A 21,051-nucleotide genomic window follows, 5' to 3' on the forward strand; every position below is an offset into this window, starting at 1 on the left:
AAGAAGCGTTGATTATTCCATTGCCTGACACCACGACGCGCAAGATCTCCAAGAAACTCGTTGAGGCCCAAGAACACTACACCTTGACCACCGGCCGCGTGCTGACCCTAATCGTTGCTGCCAACGAAGACGACGACATCGAGGCGATTCTTTCCTCCGTGCGCGACGCCTCCCATGAGCACCCGTCACGCGTGCTCGTGGTCATTGCTGGTTCCCACGAGGAAGAAACTCATCTCGATGCCGAGCTACGCGTCGGCGGCGAGGCTGGTGCTTCGGAGATCGTGGTCATGCACTTGAAGGGAGCTCTGTCTGCGCAGGCCGAATCCGTAGTCACTCCGCTGCTACTCCCGGATACCCCGATTGTGGCGTGGTGGCCCACGAAGTGCCCGGAGCACCCTGCCCGCAGCCCGATTGGCAAGCTCGCGCAGCGCCGTATTACCAACGTGGCCTATGGCGAGGGCGCAACGCACGAAGAACTGATGCAGCTCTCCCACGGGTACACCCCGGGTGATTCTGATATGTCCTGGGCCGCCATTACGCTGTGGCGCGGAATCGTGGCCTCGGCCCTAGACCGCCACCCTCATGAACCGGTCGAATCAGTAGAAGTATGCGGGGCACAACTCAACCCAGCAGCGGACTTTGCTGCAGGCTGGCTTCTCGACGCCCTGAGCGTTCCAGTACACCGCAACGTCACGCAGTCGCCGGAAAAGGGTTCCTTCCCCATTCATTCTTTGCGCTTCAACCGCGTATCTTCCCACGTCACTGTGGAAGTGGTCGACGCAGAAACTGTACGCGTACAAGTTCCTGGCTCTCCAGATTCTTTGGTCTCTTTGGGCATCCGTTCACAGGCGGAGGTCATTTCTGAAGAGCTACGTCATCTCGATTCGGACAAGACATACGCGCATACGCTTCGAGCTTTGCCGCGCGTGGACTACAGTTAGCCCTACAACTATTTTTTGACCCTTAAGGATCTCACTGACATGGTCACTCTTCACCGCGTGAGCGATGTAGACGAACTCATATCCTCTGCCGCCCTTAAATTCATCGACGTCGTGACGGCGATTCAGGCCCCGGGCGGCGGCCTCCACAACGATGGCGTTGCCCGCGTGGTTCTCACTGGCGGCGGCGCTGGCATAGGAACACTCCGCGAACTGGCTCGCCTTGATGCGGCAGCACATGGCCAGAGTGAGGACTACCCTGCTCTGGCAATTGACTGGACTCGCGTCCACGTATTCTTCGGTGATGAGCGAAACGTCCCAGTTTCTGATCCTGATTCCAATGAGGGACAAGCCCGTGCTGCTCTTCTCCACGCGGTGGGCATTCCTGAGCAACACATCCATGGTCTCGATTTAGGCGCCATCGCCATGGAGCATGCCGCTAAGGCATATGCCGGCGAGATTGCCGAATTCGCCCCAAACGGCTTCGACCTTCACTTGTTGGGCATGGGCGGCGAGGGGCACATCAACTCGATGTTCCCGCACTCCCCAGCGGTCCTCGAGGAGGAGGAACTCGTTGTGGCAGTTCACGACTCTCCGAAGCCCCCGGCAGAGCGGGTTACTTTGACCCTCCCTGCGGTTAACCGTTCCCAGCGGGTGTGGTTCCTAGTGTCCGGTGCTGAAAAGGCTGAGGCTGCGTCTCACATCGTTAAGGGCTCTCCTGCTGTGGAGTGGCCGGCTGCTGGTGCACACGGAACCCAGGAGACAATCCTCTTCCTGTCCGATGACGCAGCGGGTGAACTCTAACAACTCGTTGAGAGATCTGCGTATCTGCCAACGAAGCGCCTCCGCAAGCGCTTTGTGAGCCTTTCGTTGGCAGTTATGCACGTTTTAGGGTGGGATATACCGATAGCACGGAGCCCGACAGCTCCGAAGCTAGGCATAGAAAAAGCCCGCGTTGACCATTAACAGTCAACGCGGGCTTCTTCTTACGCGATTAGACGCCGAATGCCTGGATCAGGTTCAGCGCAACGATGCACGCCAACCAGATAATCACCATGACAATGGTGTAGCGGTCCAAGTTCTTCTCCACGACCGTGGAGCCCGAAAGGTTGGACTGGACGCCTCCACCGAAAAGGCTGGACAGACCGCCACCCTTACCCTTGTGCAGGAGAACAAAGATAGACATGAGGATCGCGGCAATCACCAGGATGATTTCCAGTGCCAAGATCATAGGATCGTTCCTCTCAAACTTTATTAATTAACTCCGGACCACTTTACACCACGACGTGGGCCGGACGATATTCCGACCCACGCCTAGGTTCCAGAGTTAAACTGCAGTCGACGCGTTCGCAGCGAGCTTGGCGAATTCGTCACCAACGAGCGATGCGCCGCCGACCAGGCCGCCGTCAACGTCCGGCTTACCCACAATCTCAGCCACGGAATCAACCTTGACAGAGCCACCGTAGAGGATGCGGATGCCCTCTGCTACCTCATCGCCAGCAAGCTCGCGGATGAGGTCACGGATTGCCGCACATACTTCCTGTGCATCGTCAGCCGAAGCAACCTTGCCAGTACCGATAGCCCACACTGGTTCGTAGGCAACGACGGTCCTGGAAAGATCCTCAGCGCTCAGGCCAGCGAGGGAATTGCGGGTCTGATTGACCACGTAGTCAACGTGGGTGCCAGCTTCACGGACATCGAGCGGCTCGCCAACGCAGACGATCGGGCTGATGCCGTTCTTCAGCGCAGCAGCAGCCTTCTCTGCGACGAGCTCGTCGGTCTCACCGTGGTACTCGCGGCGCTCGGAGTGACCAACGACAACCCAGGTGCAGCCGAGTGCGGAGAGCATCTTGCCGGAGACTTCGCCGGTGTAGGCGCCGGACTCGTGCTTGGAGATGTCCTGAGCACCGTAGGTCAGCTCGAGCTTGTCGCCCTCAGAGAGAGTCTGCAAGGTGCGCAGGTCGGTGAACGGAACCATGAAGGCAACGTCGACCTTCTCGTAGTAGTCCTTTGGAAGGGAGAAGTCGAACTTCTGGATGGAAGCGATTGCTTCCTTGTGATCGAGGTTCATCTTCCAGTTGCCGGCGATTAGTGGCTTACGTGCCATAGTGGGAAATTCCTTTCTTAAAGGGTTTAGTGGCTCGATTAGGACTGCAGAACCGATACACCCGGCAGCTCCTTGCCCTCAAGGAACTCGAGGGAAGCGCCACCACCGGTGGAGATGTGGGAGAAGCCGTCCTCATCAAGGCCAAGGAGTCGGACGGAAGCGGCGGAGTCGCCACCACCGACAACAGTGAAGGAGCCGTTGTTCTTAGTTGCATCGATAATGGACTGAGCGACGCCAGCGGTGCCCTTGGAGAATGCCTCCATCTCGAACACACCCATTGGGCCGTTCCAGAAGACGGTCTTGGAGGAAGCAATCACCTTGTCGAATTCCTTAACGGACTCTGGCCCGATGTCTAGGGACATCCAGCCCTCTGGGATGCCGTCGAGGGCGACAACCTTGTTTTCCGCATCAGCGTTGAACTCGGTTGCAGCAATCAAGTCAACTGGCAGGACAATCTTGTCGCCGAAGCGCTCAAGGAGGTCCTTGCAGTTGCCGATCTGGTCTTCCTGCAGAAGGGAGTTCTGGACGTTGTAGCCCTTAGCTGCTAGCAGGGTGTAGCACATGCCGCCGCCGATGATGACCTTGTCTGCCTTGCCAGCAAGAGCCTCAATGACTCCGAGCTTGTCGGAGACCTTGGCGCCGCCGAGCACAACGACGTATGGGGACTCAGGCTTTTCAGCAACTGCAGCGAGAGTCTCTACCTCTTTCTGCACGAGCTTGCCGGCGTATGCGGGCAGGCGCTTGGCGACGTCGTACACAGAAGCCTGTGCACGGTGGACAACACCGAAACCGTCGGAGACGAATGCACCATTGTCAGCGGCAAGGGCAACGAGCTCGTCTGCGAAAGCACCGCGCTCTGCCTCGTCCTTAGAGGTCTCACGCGGGTCGAAGCGGACGTTTTCGATGAGCATTACGTCGCCATCGTTGAGGCCGTTGGCACGCTCGTGAGCGTCTTCACCGGTGACGTCGCCAGCCAGTGCGACGTACTGGCCGAGAGCCTCGGAAAGAGCCTCAGCCACAGGAGCCAGGGAGTACATCGGGTTGACCTCACCCTTAGGGCGGCCAAGGTGTGCGGACAGGATAACCTTGGCGCCGCCCTCGATGAGTGCCTTGATGGTAGGCAGCGAAGCGGTGATGCGTCCGGAGTCGGTGATGTTACCCTCATCGTCCAGTGGGACGTTGAAGTCGGAGCGGACGAGTACGTGGCGGGACTCAACGCCTTCGGCGATGAGATCATCTAGGGTCTTGAAAACCATAATTTTCTCCTTAATCGATTTTTAAAAAGAGTTCTATATAAGAATACCGGCCCACGCCTAGCCCAAGTGGGCAAAGTGTGGGCCGGTTAATCATCCAAGTGAGGTCTTTAGGACTCGCAGCGGATTAGAGCTTGGAAGCGACCAGGGAGGTGGTGCGTACGAGCTGGTTGGTGTAGCCCCACTCGTTGTCGTACCAGCCGAGAACCTTAACCAGGTTGCCGTTGGAAACCTTGGTTACGCCAGCATCGAAGATGCAGCCGTGCGGGTCGGTGATGATGTCGGTGGAGACGATTGGGTCCTCGGTGTAAGCCAGGGTCTCGCCGAACTCGCCGACAGCAGCTTCCTTGATTGCAGCGTTGACTTCTTCAACGGTGACGTCGCGGGAAGCGGTGAAGGTCAGGTCTGTTGCGGAACCCGTGATGGTCGGAACACGCATTGCGTAGCCGTCCAGCTTGCCCTCGAGTTCAGGCAGAACCAGAGCAACAGCCTTAGCTGCACCGGTGGAGGTAGGAACCATGTTCACAGCAGCGGCGCGTGCACGGCGTGGGTCCTTGTGAGGAGCGTCCTGGATGCGCTGGTCACCGGTGTAGGAGTGAACGGTGGTCATGAGGCCCTTCTCGATGCCGAACTTGTCGTTGAGAACCTTAGCCATCGGAGCTAGGCAGTTGGTGGTGCAAGATGCTGCGGAGATGACGTTGTGGTTTGCAGGGTCGTAAGAATCGGAGTTGACGCCGTAAACGAATGTTGCGTCCACGTTCTTAGCAGGTGCAGAGATGATGACCTTCTTTGCGCCAGCCTCGATGTGAGCCTTTGCAGCCTCACCGTCGGTGAAGAAGCCGGTGGACTCAACAACGATGTCAACGTTGTGGTCGGACCACTTTAGGTTCTTTGGATCGCGCTCTGCGGAGACTGCGATGCGGTGGCCGTTGATGGTGATGGACTCATCGTCGAAGGAGATTTCGCCATCGAAACGGCCCAGCACGGAGTCGTACTTCAGCAGGTTTGCGAGGGTGCCGTTATCGGTCAGGTCGTTGACTGCAACAACCTCGAGGTCGGTGTTGCCCTGAGCAACTGCGCGGAAGAAGTTGCGGCCGATGCGGCCAAAGCCATTGATGCCTACGCGGATGGTCACTGATATTTCTCCTCTTAAAATCGAGTAAACGTTCGTGTGGGTCCGAGGCATCTCCTCTAGTTCTGCCTGGTGCGAAGAACCTCGGTGAGTTTTCCCAACACCGCCGATAGTACCGAGCAAACATAGTGCGTGCAGCGGCTGAGCGCGGGTGCAGAAAGTTGAATGCCGAAACCAGAAAAGAGGCGTACAATATTGCAACCTGTGTCTAAGCGCTTGGTAAATATGCGCAGGAATTCACCTGCTTTTGCCCGTATATGTTGTTTTATGTTGATAAAGGTGGGATATGTCACTCCCCCAGCTTAACGGCAGATAATCAACAATAACGGGGGAATTTCACAGCAAGAAAATTAGCTTCACCGCCCCGAATGTGACCGTTTTGCCCAATCAAAAACCGCCCCATCCGATCGGACAAGGCGGCAGGCAATACTGAATCGAACTAAACCAAAACCTTTAGGACTGGTCGAAAAGATCCTCCGTCACTGAGTCATTGGTGTCGGGAATCTGCAATTCTTCCGCCCGTTTGTCAGCCATCGAAAGCAGGCGGCGAATGCGGCCGGCCACCGCGTCCTTGGTCATGGGCGGATCTGCGAGGCGACCTAGCTCCTCGAGGGAGGCTTCACGGTGCTGTACACGCAGACGTCCGGCATCGGCAAGATGTTCTGGCACATCATCGCCCAAGATCTCCATCGCGCGTTCTACTCGAGCCGCTGCGGTGACTGCGGCGCGCGCCGATCTACGAAGGTTTGCGTCGTCGAAATTATCCAAGCGCTTCGAGGTATCATGCGCCTCGCGCTTTACGCGTTTCTTCTCCCACGTCAAACGAGTTTCTTGCGCACCCATGCGGGTCAGCAAAGCGCCAATGGCGTCGCCGTCACGCACGACCACACGGTCTGCCCCCCGGGTTTCTTTCGTCTTAGCGACGATGCCAAGGCGTCGCGCGCACCCTACAAGGGCAAGCGCCGCCTCTTGGCAAGGACACAATACTTCCAGAGTGGAAGAACGACCAGGCTCGGTCAACGCTCCCTGCGCCAAGAATGCGCCACGCCATGCGGCTTCGTTATCAGCAATGGAGCCGGAGATCACCTGCGGGGGCATACCCACCACGGGATGGCCTGAGCGGGTGATCAGGCCGAGACGTCTAGTTAACTCTTTTGCCCCTGTAGCAATACGCAGCTGAACCCGCGATTTCTTCTGTGAAGTTGCAGGCCCTACGACGTGAGTGCCGACCTTCACGCCGAAGAGTTCATCAAGTCCATCAACCAAGCGGTCAGCAATGCGCTGATTATCAAGCTCAACCTCATAAGCCATCTGTTCGCCGCTAATGGTTAGCTCGCCGGCAAAGCGCAAGATGGCTGAAATCTCCGCAGCTCGTGCGGATTGGCGCGGAACCGAGACTTCAGTGAGTTCGTCCTTGACCTGATCCGTCAATGAAGCAGACAAAGTCTTTGCCCCTTTCTTAAAAGCATTGGAGCGTGCGCCAAGAAAGCACACGGCAGAATTTGTAGTTTAGCGCGATAGGTTCAATGTCGACATTTCAGGCCTCTTAGCCCTTAGCAAGCTCGCCCAGAGCAACCGACAGCTTCTCCGGGTCATGTTTGTTTGTACTTGCTCCATTTCCGTCTCTTTCGCTAATGTCCGCGAAGGACGCTTTAGCACCCAAAACGCTCGCGGCACGCTGCAGATAGACCCGCTCACTTTCGCTCGGGATTGCGCCTTCATCCACCAAAACTCGGTCGATTCTTAGATCAGGCGCGTGTTGAGCCAAAACGTGTAAGTGCCTCTCCGCAGAAAAGCCATTGGTCTCCCCTGGCTCAGCAGACAAGTTGAGTATCACAACGCGCAGCGCATGGGAATTACGGACTGTATCGACAATTTCCGGGACCAACACATGCGGTAGAACCGAGCTAAACCAAGAACCTGGGCCAATGGTGATGAGGTCGGCGTCGGCAAGCGCGGCGACAGCCTCAGGACTAGCTTCGGGGTACTCAGGAAGGATCTTTACTCTTCGAACTTGACCAGGAGTCGATGCCACCGCGACCTGCCCGCGGACGGCCCGCATAATTCGAGGATCGTCATCCAATCCGGCAACCTCAGCTTCGATTTCGAGAGGCTGATTAACCACGGGCAGCACTCGGCCGTGGGACTCAGTGAGCACCGCTACCGCGTCCAGAGCGGCCTGATAATCGCCGAGAACTTCGGTAAGCCCCGCAATGAGCAGATTACCCACCGCATGACCGGCCATGGCCCCATTACCGCCGAATCGATGCTGGATAGTCTGCGCCCACATCTTGCCTGCTTCGGTATCGCCAGACAGGGCCGCCAACGCCATCCGGAGGTCTCCGGGCGGAATGATGTCGAGCTCACGGCGAAGACGTCCAGAAGAACCACCGTCATCTGCAACCGTGACGATTGCCGAGATTCGTTCGGGTTTGCTCATTCGCGCGGCTAGAAGGGTTTGGTAAAGGCCGTGACCGCCACCCAGGCATGCCATGTGTGAAAATCGAGTCATTGGTTCTAAAAGAGCTTTCCGGGTAATGAAATAGGGGCGAGATTAATCGCGCGCAATGTCGCGGTGGAGGGTATTGACATCAAGCTCGTCGCGCTGGCGCAAGCGGCGAGCAATCTCCTCTGACACAGCGACGGAGCGGTGATGTCCACCTGTACACCCGACGCCCACGGTTATGAAGTTTTTACCCTCGTGGCGGTAACCAGCGAGCATGGTCTCAAACATCTCCAAGAAATGCTCGATGAAGCTCTCTGCAGCAGGCTGGGCGAGCACGTAGTCAGAGACAGGTTCATCGGTGCCTCGATATCCGCGTAGTTCCGGAACCCAATAAGGGTTGGGAAGGAATCGCACGTCGACGACCAAATCCGCGTCTCGTGGGGAGCCATGTTTGAAGCCGAATGACTCAACGGTGACGTGCTGGGTGTCCTTGCTCATGTCACCAAATGCTGCCTCGATGGCACGACGCAGATCATGAATTGACAGGTTTGTGGTGTCGATGATGATATCAGCGCGCTCGCGCACACCAGCCACAGCCTGGCGCTCCCTCTGGATGCCGGCCTTGAGCGTGTCATCCCCCTGCAGAGGATGCGTGCGACGAACAGAATCGAAACGGCGGATGAGCACATCATCGCGCGCATCAAGAAACAAAACCGTGGGCTTCATGCCTAACTGCGTGACCTCGTCAATGGTCTCCAACAGTGAACCATGGAACATGCGGGAGCGCACATCGGTTACCGCAGCAACCTTCTTGACCTTCGTCTCTTCCAAGGCACACAGCTTTAGAAGATCCACAATGGCTTTTGGCGGGATGTTGTGGGCCACGTAGTAGCCCTTGTCCTCGAGAACCTTAGCTGCCGAGGTGAGGCCGCCGCCGGACATGCCAGTAATGAAGATCGGCGGTGTTTCTAAGTGCGTCATAGTAACCATCTTAACGCGCCACAGCTGGAAGATTCCTGAAGATTCCTAACTATGTAGGTGTTCAAAAACTACGCTGGCCAACTTGGGGCCAAAGCCCTTTACGGCGGCAATTTCGTCGACGCTAGCCTCTTTCAGCTTCTTCACCGAGCCAAAGTGCTTGACCAAGTCGGTCCTGCGTTGTGGACCCAACCCAGGCACACTGTCCAGCACGGAAGAACGCATGCGTTTGGAGCGCTGCTGGCGGTGATACGTAATGGCGAAGCGGTGAGCCTCGTCGCGGATCTGTTGCAGCAAGAACAACGCCTGGGAGGTTCGCGGCAAGATAACTGGTTCATCGTCGCCGGGAACCCAGATCTCTTCCAAGCGCTTGGCCAAGCCGACGAGCGTGACGTCGACAATGCCCAGCTCGTCAAAGACTTCCTGGGCAGCGGCTACCTGCGGCGCACCGCCATCAACGATGAAGAGCTGCGGCGGATACGCGAAACGACGCCCAGCTTCAGCAGACTCTTCCGCCACTTTCTCGTCAGCGAAGGTCGACTCCTCCACCTCTTCGTCTGGGTTGGCTAGCTTGTCTTCATTGTGGCGCTTAAAGCGACGCCGCGTGACCTCAGCGATGGAGCCGACGTCGTCTGAGCGGCCGTCGCCAGCTGCTTCCTTAATGCGATAACGGCGATAGTCCGACTTGCGCGGAAGCCCGTCCTCAAAAACCACCAAGGAAGCGACAACGTCCGTGCCTTGAATGTGGGAAATATCCGTACACTCTATGCGCAAAGGCACCTGGTCCATGCCCAAGGCCTCCTGAATGTCCTGCAGCGCGGCAGAGCGCGCTGTGATATCGCCAACGCGCTTGAGCTTGTGTTGACGAAGCTGCTCCTTGGCGTTCTTCTCCACGGTCTCCATCAGGGACCGCTTGTCGCCGCGCTGGGGCACGCGCAGGTCCACCTGCGCACCACGCAGCTGCTCCAACAAGGACTTGACCTCAGCAGCCTCGTCCGGCATAGCCTGGACCAGGATTTCTCGTGGGATGACGTTGCCGAGGTGTTCCTCGGTATGGGACTCCTGATCCACCCCTCGCCTATTGAGCGCAGCGTCTTCCTCCAATTCCTGTTTCTGCCTATCAGCAGCGTCGGAATAGAACTGAATGAGGAAGTTCTGCATGAGGGCCGGAAGTCCGGGGTCTGGTTTGCCTTCCTCGAGTGGCTCGAGTGGGGCCTGCTCACCAGAGCGCTCCACGACCCATCCGCGCTGGCCGCGGATTCGCCCATTGCGGACGTGGAAAATCTGTACCGCTGCTTCTAGCTCGTCGGAGCTAAAAGCGATGAGGTCGGCATCGGTGCCATCGCCGAACACCACGGCTTGCTGTTCCATGATCTTATTGATGGCGCCCAGGTCGTCGCGCAATCGGGCCGCAAGCTCGAACTCAAGATTCTCCGCAGCTTCCTCCATACGCTGGGTCAGCTCGCGGGTTACCTTGCTTGTGTTGCCGTTCATGAAGGAAACCAGCTCATTGACCGTCTCACGGTGCTCAGCCTTTGATACGCGGCCGATACACGGCGCATCGCACTTGCCGATGTAACCCAACAGGCACGGTCGGCCGAGGCGCTCGTGGCGATTGTATACGCCCTTGGCACAGGTGCGCATAGGAAAGACGCGGGTCAGTAGTTCTAGGGTCTCGCGGACTGCCCAGGCGTGCGAATAAGGGCCGAAGTAACGCACGCCTTTGCGTCGCGGCCCGCGATAGAAGAATGCACGCGGAACCGCCTCTCCCACCGAGACCGCCAACATCGGGTACGTCTTGTCATCGCGATACATGACGTTGAATCGTGGATCGAAACGCTTAATCCATGTGTACTCCAATTGGAGTGCTTCGACTTCACTGGCCACCACGGTCCACTCCACCGAAGCAGCCGTGAGCACCATCTGCCTGGTGCGTGGATGCAGCTGCGTAATGTCCTGAAAGTAATTGGACAGGCGGGCCCGGAGATTCTTGGCCTTGCCGACGTAGATTACGCGTCGGTTTTCATCGCGAAATTTATAAACGCCCGGTTCCGTGGGTATCGTTCCGGGCGCTGGCCTATATGTTGTGGGATCAGCCACGTTAGTCCTGCGGCATGTACTTGGCTTCAAGTTCGCGGAACTGGCGAACCTTGGTGATTACGTCTTGTTTGTCACCAGACTGCAGTGCCCAGACAGGAACAAACTCGAAATCGGGAAGCTCGATGCGGGCCATACGCTCGCCCTCTGGGAAGGACAGACCATACACAACCTGCCACGGGTAGAAACGAGTTCCGACAATATTGCGGACCTCAACTCCGTCCTCATTAGCCCGCAAGCGTGGGCGGGTCAGTGCAATCCACGACAGGATGGAAATCAATACGCCAACGCCGGGGAATGCAAACTTATCAATCGTGGTCACCGCCGCACCTGTAAAGGAGACGTCCAAGGTAACACCCATAAAGATGTGGATAGCCATGACGAGGACTACCCAACCAATCGCAATCCTGCGCAGGTATGGAGACTTGGTCTCATAAAGCCAAGGTTTGGTCGAAGTCTGCGCAAAAGGGTCTGCGCTGGTGTAGGCCAGAATCTCGGCATCAGATAGGTGCTTGCGAGAAGTAGGCTCGCTCGCCTGAGATTCGTGTGCGTCCGTCATTTAGTCCTTCTTTTCACCTATTTAAGCGTCACTACAGGTTCGGCGCAGGCGTTTAGCCTGCTAGCCCGTCCAGTGTACGCAATTTCATGACGGTGTCTAAAGCCGCAACCATCGACTCAGCGCCCTTGTCTTCATCAGATGTATCAAAGCCTGCACGATCGACGGCCTGGGAGTACTCGTTAACTGTCAACACGCCGTTCGCCACGGGCGTCGACTCGTCGAGTGCAATGCGCGTCAGGCCTTGGGTGACCGAGTCACAGACGTAGTCGAAGTGCGGGGTTCCGCCCTTGACGACGCAGCCCAAAGCCACGACAGCGTCGTGAGAACGAGCCGCTGCTTGGACAACGACAGGCAGTTCCAGTGCGCCAACCACGCGCAGCTCGGTGACCTTGGCGCCACATGCTTGAGCGGTTTCGATCGCGCGCTTATGCAGTTGATCGCAGATTTCGGCATTCCACGTTGAAGTAACGATCGCGACGCGAACGCCCTCGGCCGGAACGAGCTGAATGTCTGGCAGGCCTTCTTTAGCCATCACGGTCCTTTCTAAGAAGTGCTAATTTTTAGCTGTGCTCGGAGTCCCACTGCGCAACCTGCGGCAGATCATGGCCCATCCGGTCACGCTTGGTGCGCAGGTAGGTGATGTTGTCCTCATTGGCAGCAACAGCCAGATTAGTGTGCTGGGAGACGTCGACGCCAAAGCCAAAGAGACCGTCGCCCTTGTGCGGATTGTTGGTCATCAAGTTGACGGAAACAATGCCAAGGTCTCGCAAGATCTGGCCCGCAACCGAGTACTCGCGTGCGTCTTCGGGCAGTCCCTGCTCGAGGTTGGCGTCGACTGTGTCGAGGCCCTTGTCCTGGAGGTGATAGGCCTTGAGCTTGTTGACCAAGCCGATTCCACGACCCTCTTGACCACGCAGGTAGACCACAACACCCTGTCCGGCCTCCTGCACCGCCTGCAAAGAGGCGTTGAGCTGAGGACCGCAATCGCAGCGACGCGAACCAAAAACGTCGCCAGTAAGGCATTCGGAATGCACACGAACGAGCACATTCTCCGCGCCCTTAAGCGCGTCGACGTCGCCTGCGATTAAGGCGATATGCTCGCTCTTGTCGACATCGTGGGTGTAGCCGATTGCAGTAAACACACCGTGCTCAGTAGGCAGGCGGGTAGACACCGAGCGCACGATCTGAGTCTCATGGTGACGGCGCCATTCGATGAGCTGCTCGATCGAAATCATCGACAAACCATGAGCATCTGCGAAACGGCGCAGCTCCGGTGAACGCGCCATATCGGTCGGGTCTTCTTCCGATACGATCTCGCACAACACGCCCGCCGGACGCAGCCCGGCCAGTCGAGCAAGGTCGATGGAAGCCTCAGTGTGGCCGTCGCGCTCCAGCACGCCGCCGGGGCGGGCAGCCAGCGGAACTACGTGACCAGGGCGAGTGAAATCTCCGACCTCGGAGGTCGGGTCAGCTAGACGCCGGATGGTCTCGGCGCGGGAACCAGCCGAGATACCCGTCGAGCCAGTCGCAGCATCCACCGTGACGGTGTAGGCGGTGTGGCGAACATCTTCGTTAACCGCGATCATCGGCGGAAGATTGAGGCGAGCACAATCTTCGGGCATAAGTGGCGCGCAAATATAGCCGGAGGTGTATCGAACCATAAACGCCACGAGCTCCGGAGTCGCAAGCTCGGCGGCGAAAATCAGATCTCCTTCATTCTCACGGTCTTCATTGTCTACCACCACCACGGCTTTGCCGGCGGCGATGTCAGCAATAGCTTGTTCGACGGTATCGAGTTTGACGGAAGATTCTGCAGCGGTCATAAAGACTTACTCTAGCCCTTGCCGTTGGCGCCGGAAGCGTTAGGCCCAAACATTTTTTCCACGTACTTGGCCAGCACATCTACTTCGAGGTTGACTGAGGCACCAACTTCCAGCTGCCCGAATATGGTGTCGCGCAGCGTTGTCGGAATGAGAGAAACCTCGAACCAGTCTGCGCCGATGTTGCTTACCGTCAGCGAGGTGCCGCTGACTGCGATAGAACCCTTCTCTACCACGTATCGCGCAAGTCCGGCGGGCAGCTCGAAGCGCACCACCTCCCAGTTCTCAGACGGGGTGCGCGAGATGAGCTTTGCAGTGCCGTCGACATGGCCCTGCATGATGTGGCCGCCCAAGCGGGTAGTTGGAAGCAGAGCACGCTCCACGTTGACCTGGGACCCCACGCGCAGTTCGCCGAGCGCCGAACGGTTTAGGGATTCCTGCATGACGTCGGCGATGAAGACGTCCGCGGTTCGCTCGGCCACGGTGAGGCACACGCCGTTGATTGCGATGGAGTCACCAAGGGCGGCGTCGTCAAGTACCTTAGGCGCGGCGATTCCTAAGCGGATCGCGTCTCCCTGCCGCTCCAAGGAAGCGACCGTGCCGATTTCTTCCACGAGTCCAGTAAACAAAATCTATCCTTTAACTTTTAATCTCGAAGGCTTGACTCTACTCGCCATCCACGTATGGACTGCGCACGTACTCGATGAGCACGTCGTCGCCCAGCACGGTGGTGCCCACGCGCTGAAAACGCCACGCATCCTGCAAGGTTTGGGCCACCGGATGGGCCAACACTCCCCGCCCCTCTCCGAGCAACAGCGGCGCAATGTAGGCCTGCACCGCATCCACGTATCCGGCATTGAGGAAGGCGCTGGCCAGCCCGGCCCCGCCCTCGACCAACACGTCGCGTGCGCCCGCCTCGTAAAGGGAGATCAGTGCGTCATCGATGTTGGCAAATTGGTCGTAGCCAAGTTCGCGCAAATGCGATGATGCCGCTCCCGCATCCTCTAAGTTCCTTTGGCCAATCACGACGCGGCGCGGCTGTTGCTCCCGCAGCGTGCCATCGGGGAAACGAGCGGTCAACGAGGGGTTGTCTGCCAGCGCGGTGCCGGTGCCGATGATGATGGCGTCACGCCGCGCGCGGTCGACGTGCACCCATTCACGCGCGTGCTCCCCGGTAATCCATTGGCTCGTACCATCGCTTGCGGCGGTAAAACCGTCGAGTGTTTGCGCAAACTTTAGGGTCACGTGCGGGCGGCCCAGGCGCAGCGAAGTCAACCACGGGATGAGAGCATCGGACACGGGCAACTCCGCAGGCACTTCAATCTGTGCGACCTCAATGCCCGCGGCGCGCAGAGTCTGCGCCCCGCCAGCAGCCACGTCGTTCGGGTCAGGATGCAGGAAATATACCTGGGAAATATCCGCCGCGATAAGTGCTTCCGCGCAGGGGCCAGTGCGTCCAGTGTGGTTGCACGGCTCGAGTGTAACGACTGCTATGCCGCCGCGGGCGCTGCTGCCGGCCTCTTGTAGGGCCATGACCTCGGCATGCGGCCCGCCTACGGGCTGAGTGGCGCCAGTGCCTACGAGGTTGCCCTCGGCGTCGAGAATGACTGCACCCACCGGCGGGTTGGGGCTCGTCGTGCCGCGCACGGATTGACCCGCCTCCATCGCACGGATGAGGGCGGCATCGAGGTCAAGCTTCATAAAGACTTTCTGATTGCAATTTCCGTTTGGTCAAGGACGGTCCCACGAAAGGTTCGGGACGTGAAGCGGTTAGAAAACTATTGCGAGGCCAGCTGGCGCAGTTCCTCGACTGCTGCGGCCTTGTCTGCTTGCTTGTAGATGGCAGAACCGGCCACGAACGCGTGGCAGCCAGCTTCCGCGGATGCAGCGATGGTCTCGGCGGAGATGCCACCGTCGATTTCGATCAGGGTATCGAGGCCCTGCTCATCAATGGCAGCGCGCAATGTGCGTACCTTATCCAGCATCTCAGGCATAAACTTCTGGCCTCCGAAGCCAGGTTCAACCGACATTACGAGTGCCAAATCAAAGTGCTCCAGTTTGTCCAACCACGGCTCGATAGAAGTGTTGGGTTTGATGGAAAAGCCCGCGCGTACGCCCATGCCGCGGATTTTATCCGCCAGCGCGAGCGCCGCATGCTCGTCAGCGACGGCTTCCACATGGAAGATGATGCAATCAGCGCCTGCTTCAGCGTAGGTTTCGACCCACTTTTCCGGTTCCTCAATCATGAGATGAACGTCCAAGACCTGATCCGTGATGCCATCAACAGTCTTGGTGATGTCAGGGCCGAAGGAGAGGTTGGGCACAAAGTGGCCATCCATGATGTCGACGTGGATCCAGTCAGCGTTGTGTACCGCACGTACCTCTTCCCCCAAACGGGAGAAGTCAGCGGCGAGAATCGAAGGGGAAATAATCGGTGCAGGCATGGTGTTCAGTCTAGACCTTCCCTTCGATTGCGCGCAGCCACTTCTTTAGCAGCTCGGATAACGCTTAGTCACGACGAAGCGCGGCGAAGAACATCGCGTCGGTGCCGTGGCGATGCGGCCACATCTGGACCGACTTGTGGTGTCCAACGTCACCCATATCCGGAATGAGTTCGTGGGCATCGAGCTCCACGGCGCCCAGCTTGGCGACGGCGCGATCCACAACGTCGCGCGTTTCCCTCAGGTCCGGCGAACACGTCGAATAAACCACGACACCGCCGGGGCGCACGAGCTTGAGCGCGGATTCGAGCAGCTCAAATTGCAGCTCGTTGAGTTCGGCGATGTCGGACTCGGACTTGCGCCAACGAGCCTCCGGACGGCGACGAAGGGCGCCAAGGCCGGAACACGGGGCGTCGACAAGCACGCGATCGAAGCCAGCCTCAAGGCCGGGGTTACGGCCGTCAGCTACGTGCACACGAACAGGCAGATCCGCAACAGTCTTCTTGATGAGCTCAGCGCGGTGCGGCGAGACTTCCACCGCATCGACATGGGCCTGCTCAATGCGTGCCAGCGCACCCATGAGGGCCGCCTTGCCGCCAGGGCCCGCACACAGGTCGAGCCACCGCCCGGAATCAGTACCTGCAACGGGTGCTTCGACCACTGCGCGGGCAATGAGCTGCGAGCCTTCATCCTGGACCGCGGCAAAGCCCTGCTTCACAGGCTCCAGATCACCCGGATCACCAGATTCCATGTAGACGGCATAAGGCGAGTACTTGCCTTCTTCGTTGCCGGTCATAAGCGCTAACTCCTCGGCGCTAATCTCGCCGGGACGCGCTACTAGGTGGACGATAGGACGCTGGGAGTCGCCTTCCAGCGCTGCTTCGAGTTCGCCCAAGCCGACGACACGGCTAAAAGACTGTGCGATCCACGCGGGATGCGCGTGCTTGAAGGCCAGTGCCGCGATCTCGCCCTGCGGGGCGAGCTTGTCGAGCCACTTCTCGGCTGGGGTGCGCGTGATGGTGCGCATGATGCCGTTGGCAAAGCCCTTAGCTTTCTCAAAGCCTGCGGCCTCAACCAAACGCACAGTGGTGTCTACGGCAGCATGCGGCTCCACGCGGGTAAAGAGCACCTGGTAGGCGCCTAGCCGCAAAGCATCCAAAACCTCAGGGGCAATCGCATCAAGCGCACGGGACGAGCACTCCCCGATGACTGCATCGAGCACCCCCTCGGTGCGCAAAGAACCATAGGTCAGCTCGGTTGCAAAAGCAGCGTCGCGGCCTTCGAGCTTGTGCACGCGCAAAGCCTTGGGCAAGGTCAGGTTCGCAAACGCATCATCGCTGTGAACGCGGCGCAGTACCTCAAAGGAGACCGCACGAGCGGTGTCTACGCCGCTTCGTCGCGCAGCCTGGACGAAGGAGTTCTTCTCCTGCGCGCCTCGCCTGCCTCGAGGGTGGTGTGAATTACGCGAGTTATTCTTGCCATTGCGCTGTAAAGATCCGCGTTGTGCGTCACGCGCATGCTGCTTACGCCCATCGGCCTTGCGCTCGGAATCGCCGCCTTTGGAGCGGGAACGGAAACCACCACTCATGAGAACCTCACCTCTTTGTTGCCGCCCAGGCCGCGCGCCCAGTCTGCAGCGTTCATCATCTTCTTGCCAGGGACCTGCAGACGCTCCAGCTTGACTGCCGCATCAGCTGTGCCGACGTACACGGACTTCTTCGTAATGTGCGCCTCACCTGGTGCGAGGGCAACGCCCTCAAGTGCCGGGTCAACGCCTATGAGGCTAACCGGGCCAAGCTTGACTCGCTCCTCCCCAAGCATGGTCCAGGCACCCGGGGCCGGGGTGTGTGCCCGAATGTGGCGGTCGATGGCTTCCGCGGAATCCTGCCAATTGACGCGAGCATCCTCAACTGCGATCTTGTGCGCGTAGGAGGGCTCGCCCGATTGCTCGTGTGGGGTGATGGTGCCTGCCGCCAAGCCGTCCATCGTTTCCACCAAGAGATCACCACCGGCATAGGCCAGGCGGGTCAGAAGATCGTCTGCGGTATCAGTTGCCTGAATCTTCTCTTCGAGCGTGCCCAGGATGACGCCGGTGTCCAATCCCTTATCGATACGGAACGTAGTAGCACCCGTGACTTCATCGCCGGCTGCGATCGCAGCTTGCACTGGGGCCGCACCGCGCCACGCAGGTAGCAAGGAGAAGTGCAGGTTGACCCAGCCATGGCGCGGTAGGTCAAGAAGATCCGGCGTAATAAGGCTGCCGTAGGCCACAACGGGGATAGCCTCAGGAGAAAGATCCCGCAGACGTGCGCGCAGCGCCTCGCCGTCCTCGGTGCCGGGCTTGAGGATGCTTGGGGTGAGCACCTCGATTCCATGTTTTTGAGCCAGCTCTTTCACCGGGCTGGGGTGCAGAGTACGGCCCCGGCCCCTGCGCGCATCGGGCCTAGTGATGACCGCGACAACCTCATGCTTGGAGGCAATGAGCTTTTCCAAAGCCACCACTGCGGGCTCCGGGGTACCGGCGAAGACAATTCGCATGCTGAACCTTTACTTCTTTCTTCTCTTGTTGCTCTAGTTTCTTAGGCTGCTCTAGCTACTAGGAGTTAAACCACTCTGAATTGCGGATAACCTGCATCGCTTCTTTGCGCCGTTCAGGGGTGAGCCTTTGCAGGAACAAGACGCCATCAAGGTGGTCAGTCTCATGCTGAATGCAACGCGCCATCAGCCCGGAGGCCACCATCGAGATGGCATTGCCCCGTACATCGCGGCCGTGGACCACGACCGATTCATAGCGCTCGGTGTTTTCGGTGATGTCCGGAATCGATAGGCAGCCCTCGGGGCCGTCCTGCGTCTTGTCCCCCAACGGGGTCCACACCGGGTTGATGATGGCTCCACGCAAGCCGGTCTGAAAGTAGGAGCAGTCATAGACAAAGATGCGCTTGGTCAAACCAATCTGGTTTGCGGCAAGGCCGACTCCGCCGGCCGCGTCCATGGTCTCCAGCATGTCATTGGCCAAGGCCTCAAGCGATGAATCAAACTTTTCAATCTCGGTAGCACGAGACGTCAAGACTGGATCGCCGTACATGCGAATTGCTCTGATTGCCACTGCGGAACCACTACCTTTCAAACAATTACGTCGCACTCGACAATAGTGGACATGCCAGACACAGCGGCGGACTGGGTAGACCCAGCAGCACTAAACCGTCTCCACCACGCGCTCCACGTCCATAAGGTGGCGGTTAACCGACGTGAATTGGGTCTACCTGAATGCGCAGTGGCAGCTCGTCCTTACGGGCGCTGCGCGCAGCGTTGGCGTTGCGCAGCGCCGTGCCCAGTTGTGAGCGCGGTCCCAACGGGGTGCGGATGAGTGCCCTTTGTGGCGGCCCAAAGCGCTGTTCGTCATACTCACCGGGCAGGGTGACTCCGGGCGGAAGCGGGACCGGGCCCAGGATCTCAGCATGCTCAGGCAGCTCTGCAATCGAAAGAAAGTGATCCAGTGCGGCATCCGCTCCATCCACGGCTGCCATATGCACGGCCGGTGGGAAGCGCACTTCCCGACGCCCCGCCAGCTCAGCGCGCGCTGCTGCCACCATGTCCCAATTCACTAAATATTGGACAACTGCTAACGCCTCATCCGCAGCGATAATCACTTCCCCGCCTTTGGAGTGCGGGCTCACCAAGGTCGCTGCCGCAGCCCACTTGGCCAGGGCCTCTTCGGTTGCGCGCAGATCCTGACGATTGAGCAGCGTGGCAGCTTCTAGCAGCAGCGCCGCGCCATAATGACCGCCGTTCGCAACATGGGGTTCCGCACCGGGAGTCGCAATGACAAGTGCCGGCTCCCCTGGCACTTCATCGATGACCTTGTTACCGCCAGACATGACAATCCGCGTGCTCGGAAAGGCGCGACCCAGCTCTTCCGCTGTACGCTCCGAGCCCAATACGATGGCGCGCAGGCGCGGCGAGCCGCATTCTGTGCACCGGAACTTGGAGTCGATGCGCCCGCACCACGTACAGGTTGGCAGGGATGCTTGGCCCTCATGCCCACCGTGCGAATCACCCGGCAGGCCAAGCGGACCGTTGCAATGGCGGCACCTTGCCGGGGCGCGGCAATTCCCGCATGCCAGGATGGGCGCGTAGCCCTTGCGCGGGACCTGCACGAGAACTGGTTCGCCGCGGTCGAGGGCACGACGCGCGGCTTGGTATGCAGGACCGCTTAGCGACGTCGTTCCGCCCTGCAGGTCACGCGCCACCTGGAATCCGAAGGCTCCAACCGGCGTGATCGCAGGACGCCGCGCCGAAAGCGTCGACTCACTCGGCACTAGGTCGTGCGCCCACCCCGACTCCACCAGTAGCTGCGTCTCCGCGGTGCGCGAGTGCCCGGCCAAAATAAGGCTGCATCCCTCTAACGCAGAGCGCGTGGTGAGCACCTCGCGCGCATGTACGTAGGGCTTGAGATTATCCACGAGATTGTCGTCACCATCGTCCACGATGACGGCAAGGCGCAGATTCGCCACCGGAGCAAAAGCCGCAGACCGCGTGCCGATGACGATGCGTGCCTGGCCTACCAAGGCTGAAAGATAGCGCCGGTACCTAGCCTGCGGGCCAGTGGCGTTGCCGAGCACGGTTACCTGTTTAGCCGCGACTATCTCGCGCAGCGCACGCTCGAGCTTGTCGACGTCGTGTTGATCCGGCACCACGATGAGCGCGCCACCTCCGTCTACCGCAATCTTTGCAGCCAAAGCAGCCAGCGCTGCTGCCCAGTCATCGCCAGGTGCTACCTGCCAGGCAGCGCGCGCAATGCCGCCGCCTAACACTGTATCCACGAAAGACTCGCCGAACTGATACGAGGACCAGCTGGACAGATCGGGTTCGCTGGCGTCTCCCAGCTCCTCCCACGGCGTCGACAAGTCTGATTCTTCCGCCTTGGCATGACGCGGAGGGATCGCGGAACGAATGATGTCGGAGCGAACTGCCCCGTACCGGGCGGCAAGCGATTCGACGAGTTGTGAGAGCTGCGCTGGATAGACTGCAAAGGGTGAGATCAAACGGTCGAGATAGCGCAGCTCGCCCGCGAACTCCGAGTCGTTGCGGCGCTCAAGAACGATGGCGTCGCTAAGCCGCCCATTGAAGCGGATACGTACGCGAACCCCAGGCTGTGCGGCCTCCGATTGTTCCTCGTCCACGCGATAGTCGAACCCGCGATCTAAGTGAGCAACCCCTAAAAGAGGCAACACCCGCGCGACCGGTTTGTGGGCGGCGGGTGTTCTCTTCGGCATAGGC

At 59.0% G+C, this 21,051-nt stretch carries 20 protein-coding genes; 2 read left to right on the forward strand and 18 right to left on the reverse strand.

Features of this window, described 5'->3' with window-relative positions:
- The first annotated feature begins 8 nt into the window (after positions 1-8).
- Entirely contained in the window at positions 9-941 is a 933-nt protein-coding gene (locus CHU71_RS07050) for a glucose-6-phosphate dehydrogenase assembly protein OpcA (RefSeq protein WP_070420257.1), read from the forward strand.
- 39 nt (positions 942-980) lie between these two features.
- The gene (gene pgl / locus CHU71_RS07055; RefSeq protein ID WP_147760608.1) at positions 981-1,742 is read left to right on the forward strand and encodes a 6-phosphogluconolactonase; all 762 of its coding nucleotides are present in this window, start codon (positions 981-983) and stop codon (positions 1,740-1,742) included.
- Between the two features lie 190 nt (positions 1,743-1,932).
- On the opposite strand, the gene secG is transcribed toward pgl, so the two are convergent.
- From secG to CHU71_RS07145, 18 genes are all read right to left on the reverse strand, one after another.
- Positions 1,933-2,169 carry a preprotein translocase subunit SecG gene (gene secG, locus CHU71_RS07060; RefSeq protein ID WP_005531608.1) on the reverse strand — a complete coding sequence of 79 codons (237 nt, stop codon included), beginning with the start codon at positions 2,167-2,169 and terminating at the stop codon, positions 1,933-1,935.
- Positions 2,170-2,265: 96 nt separating this feature from the next.
- Complete coding sequence (gene tpiA, locus CHU71_RS07065) at positions 2,266-3,045, reverse strand: triose-phosphate isomerase (protein ID WP_147760609.1); 780 nt, start codon at positions 3,043-3,045, stop codon at positions 2,266-2,268.
- 38 nt (positions 3,046-3,083) lie between these two features.
- The gene (gene pgk, locus CHU71_RS07070) at positions 3,084-4,301 is read right to left on the reverse strand and encodes a phosphoglycerate kinase (RefSeq protein WP_147760610.1); all 1,218 of its coding nucleotides are present in this window, start codon (positions 4,299-4,301) and stop codon (positions 3,084-3,086) included.
- Between the two features lie 124 nt (positions 4,302-4,425).
- A complete protein-coding gene (gap, locus tag CHU71_RS07075; RefSeq protein ID WP_147760611.1) occupies positions 4,426-5,433 on the reverse strand; it encodes a type I glyceraldehyde-3-phosphate dehydrogenase in 1,008 nt (335 codons plus the stop codon).
- Positions 5,434-5,883: 450 nt separating this feature from the next.
- Entirely contained in the window at positions 5,884-6,873 is a 990-nt protein-coding gene (whiA, locus tag CHU71_RS07080; protein ID WP_147760612.1) for a DNA-binding protein WhiA, read from the reverse strand.
- A 103-nt stretch (positions 6,874-6,976) separates the two neighbouring features.
- Positions 6,977-7,942 (reverse strand): uridine diphosphate-N-acetylglucosamine-binding protein YvcK, encoded by a 966-nt coding sequence (gene yvcK / locus CHU71_RS07085; protein ID WP_147760613.1) that lies wholly within the window; start codon positions 7,940-7,942, stop codon positions 6,977-6,979.
- A gap of 42 nt (positions 7,943-7,984) precedes the next feature.
- Positions 7,985-8,857, reverse strand: a complete 873-nt coding sequence (gene rapZ, locus CHU71_RS07090; protein WP_147760614.1) for an RNase adapter RapZ — start codon at positions 8,855-8,857, stop codon at positions 7,985-7,987.
- Positions 8,858-8,902: 45 nt separating this feature from the next.
- Positions 8,903-10,954, reverse strand: a complete 2,052-nt coding sequence (gene uvrC / locus CHU71_RS07095; RefSeq protein ID WP_147760615.1) for an excinuclease ABC subunit UvrC — start codon at positions 10,952-10,954, stop codon at positions 8,903-8,905.
- Position 10,955: 1 nt separating this feature from the next.
- Positions 10,956-11,510 carry a PH domain-containing protein gene (locus CHU71_RS07100; RefSeq protein ID WP_086891448.1) on the reverse strand — a complete coding sequence of 185 codons (555 nt, stop codon included), beginning with the start codon at positions 11,508-11,510 and terminating at the stop codon, positions 10,956-10,958.
- Positions 11,511-11,562: 52 nt separating this feature from the next.
- A complete protein-coding gene (gene ribH / locus CHU71_RS07105; RefSeq protein ID WP_086891449.1) occupies positions 11,563-12,042 on the reverse strand; it encodes a 6,7-dimethyl-8-ribityllumazine synthase in 480 nt (159 codons plus the stop codon).
- 28 nt (positions 12,043-12,070) lie between these two features.
- Positions 12,071-13,333 (reverse strand): bifunctional 3,4-dihydroxy-2-butanone-4-phosphate synthase/GTP cyclohydrolase II, encoded by a 1,263-nt coding sequence (locus CHU71_RS07110; RefSeq protein ID WP_147760616.1) that lies wholly within the window; start codon positions 13,331-13,333, stop codon positions 12,071-12,073.
- An 11-nt stretch (positions 13,334-13,344) separates the two neighbouring features.
- A complete protein-coding gene (locus CHU71_RS07115; RefSeq protein WP_147760617.1) occupies positions 13,345-13,959 on the reverse strand; it encodes a riboflavin synthase in 615 nt (204 codons plus the stop codon).
- Positions 13,960-13,996: 37 nt separating this feature from the next.
- Positions 13,997-15,031, reverse strand: a complete 1,035-nt coding sequence (gene ribD / locus CHU71_RS07120) for a bifunctional diaminohydroxyphosphoribosylaminopyrimidine deaminase/5-amino-6-(5-phosphoribosylamino)uracil reductase RibD (RefSeq protein WP_147760618.1) — start codon at positions 15,029-15,031, stop codon at positions 13,997-13,999.
- Between the two features lie 77 nt (positions 15,032-15,108).
- Positions 15,109-15,774: a ribulose-phosphate 3-epimerase gene (gene rpe, locus CHU71_RS07125; protein ID WP_147760619.1), complete on the reverse strand. Its 666-nt coding sequence runs from the start codon at positions 15,772-15,774 to the stop codon at positions 15,109-15,111.
- Between the two features lie 64 nt (positions 15,775-15,838).
- Positions 15,839-17,359: an RsmB/NOP family class I SAM-dependent RNA methyltransferase gene (locus tag CHU71_RS07130; protein ID WP_147760620.1), complete on the reverse strand. Its 1,521-nt coding sequence runs from the start codon at positions 17,357-17,359 to the stop codon at positions 15,839-15,841.
- Positions 17,356-18,309 carry a methionyl-tRNA formyltransferase gene (gene fmt, locus CHU71_RS07135; RefSeq protein WP_147760621.1) on the reverse strand — a complete coding sequence of 318 codons (954 nt, stop codon included), beginning with the start codon at positions 18,307-18,309 and terminating at the stop codon, positions 17,356-17,358. Before fmt ends, CHU71_RS07130 begins: the two co-directional genes overlap by 4 nt.
- 58 nt (positions 18,310-18,367) lie before the next feature.
- On the reverse strand, positions 18,368-18,877 hold the full coding sequence (gene def / locus CHU71_RS07140; RefSeq protein ID WP_147760622.1) for a peptide deformylase: 510 nt from the start codon (positions 18,875-18,877) through the stop codon (positions 18,368-18,370).
- A 133-nt stretch (positions 18,878-19,010) separates the two neighbouring features.
- Positions 19,011-21,047, reverse strand: coding sequence for a primosomal protein N' (locus CHU71_RS07145; protein WP_147760623.1), 2,037 nt, complete (start codon positions 21,045-21,047; stop codon positions 19,011-19,013).
- Positions 21,048-21,051 lie beyond the last annotated feature (4 nt).

The organism is Corynebacterium sp. LK14, assembly GCF_008042215.1.
Classification (GTDB): domain Bacteria; phylum Actinomycetota; class Actinomycetes; order Mycobacteriales; family Mycobacteriaceae; genus Corynebacterium; species Corynebacterium striatum.

What these genes read in the sequence shown, in the direction of transcription:
- pgl (WP_147760608.1), top strand. Translation starts at nt 981, where the DNA reads ATGGTCACTCTTCACCGCGTGAGCGATGTAGACGAACTCATATCCTCT.
- secG (WP_005531608.1), bottom strand. Translation starts at nt 2,169, where the DNA reads ATGATCTTGGCACTGGAAATCATCCTGGTGATTGCCGCGATCCTCATG.
- tpiA (WP_147760609.1), bottom strand. Translation starts at nt 3,045, where the DNA reads ATGGCACGTAAGCCACTAATCGCCGGCAACTGGAAGATGAACCTCGAT.
- pgk (WP_147760610.1), bottom strand. Translation starts at nt 4,301, where the DNA reads ATGGTTTTCAAGACCCTAGATGATCTCATCGCCGAAGGCGTTGAGTCC.
- yvcK (WP_147760613.1), bottom strand. Translation starts at nt 7,942, where the DNA reads ATGACTCGATTTTCACACATGGCATGCCTGGGTGGCGGTCACGGCCTT.
- rapZ (WP_147760614.1), bottom strand. Translation starts at nt 8,857, where the DNA reads ATGACGCACTTAGAAACACCGCCGATCTTCATTACTGGCATGTCCGGC.
- CHU71_RS07100 (WP_086891448.1), bottom strand. Translation starts at nt 11,510, where the DNA reads ATGACGGACGCACACGAATCTCAGGCGAGCGAGCCTACTTCTCGCAAG.
- ribH (WP_086891449.1), bottom strand. Translation starts at nt 12,042, where the DNA reads ATGGCTAAAGAAGGCCTGCCAGACATTCAGCTCGTTCCGGCCGAGGGC.
- CHU71_RS07110 (WP_147760616.1), bottom strand. Translation starts at nt 13,333, where the DNA reads ATGACCGCTGCAGAATCTTCCGTCAAACTCGATACCGTCGAACAAGCT.
- ribD (WP_147760618.1), bottom strand. Translation starts at nt 15,031, where the DNA reads ATGAAGCTTGACCTCGATGCCGCCCTCATCCGTGCGATGGAGGCGGGT.
- rpe (WP_147760619.1), bottom strand. Translation starts at nt 15,774, where the DNA reads ATGCCTGCACCGATTATTTCCCCTTCGATTCTCGCCGCTGACTTCTCC.
- CHU71_RS07130 (WP_147760620.1), bottom strand. Translation starts at nt 17,359, where the DNA reads ATGAGTGGTGGTTTCCGTTCCCGCTCCAAAGGCGGCGATTCCGAGCGC.
- fmt (WP_147760621.1), bottom strand. Translation starts at nt 18,309, where the DNA reads ATGCGAATTGTCTTCGCCGGTACCCCGGAGCCCGCAGTGGTGGCTTTG.
- CHU71_RS07145 (WP_147760623.1), bottom strand. Translation starts at nt 21,047, where the DNA reads ATGCCGAAGAGAACACCCGCCGCCCACAAACCGGTCGCGCGGGTGTTG.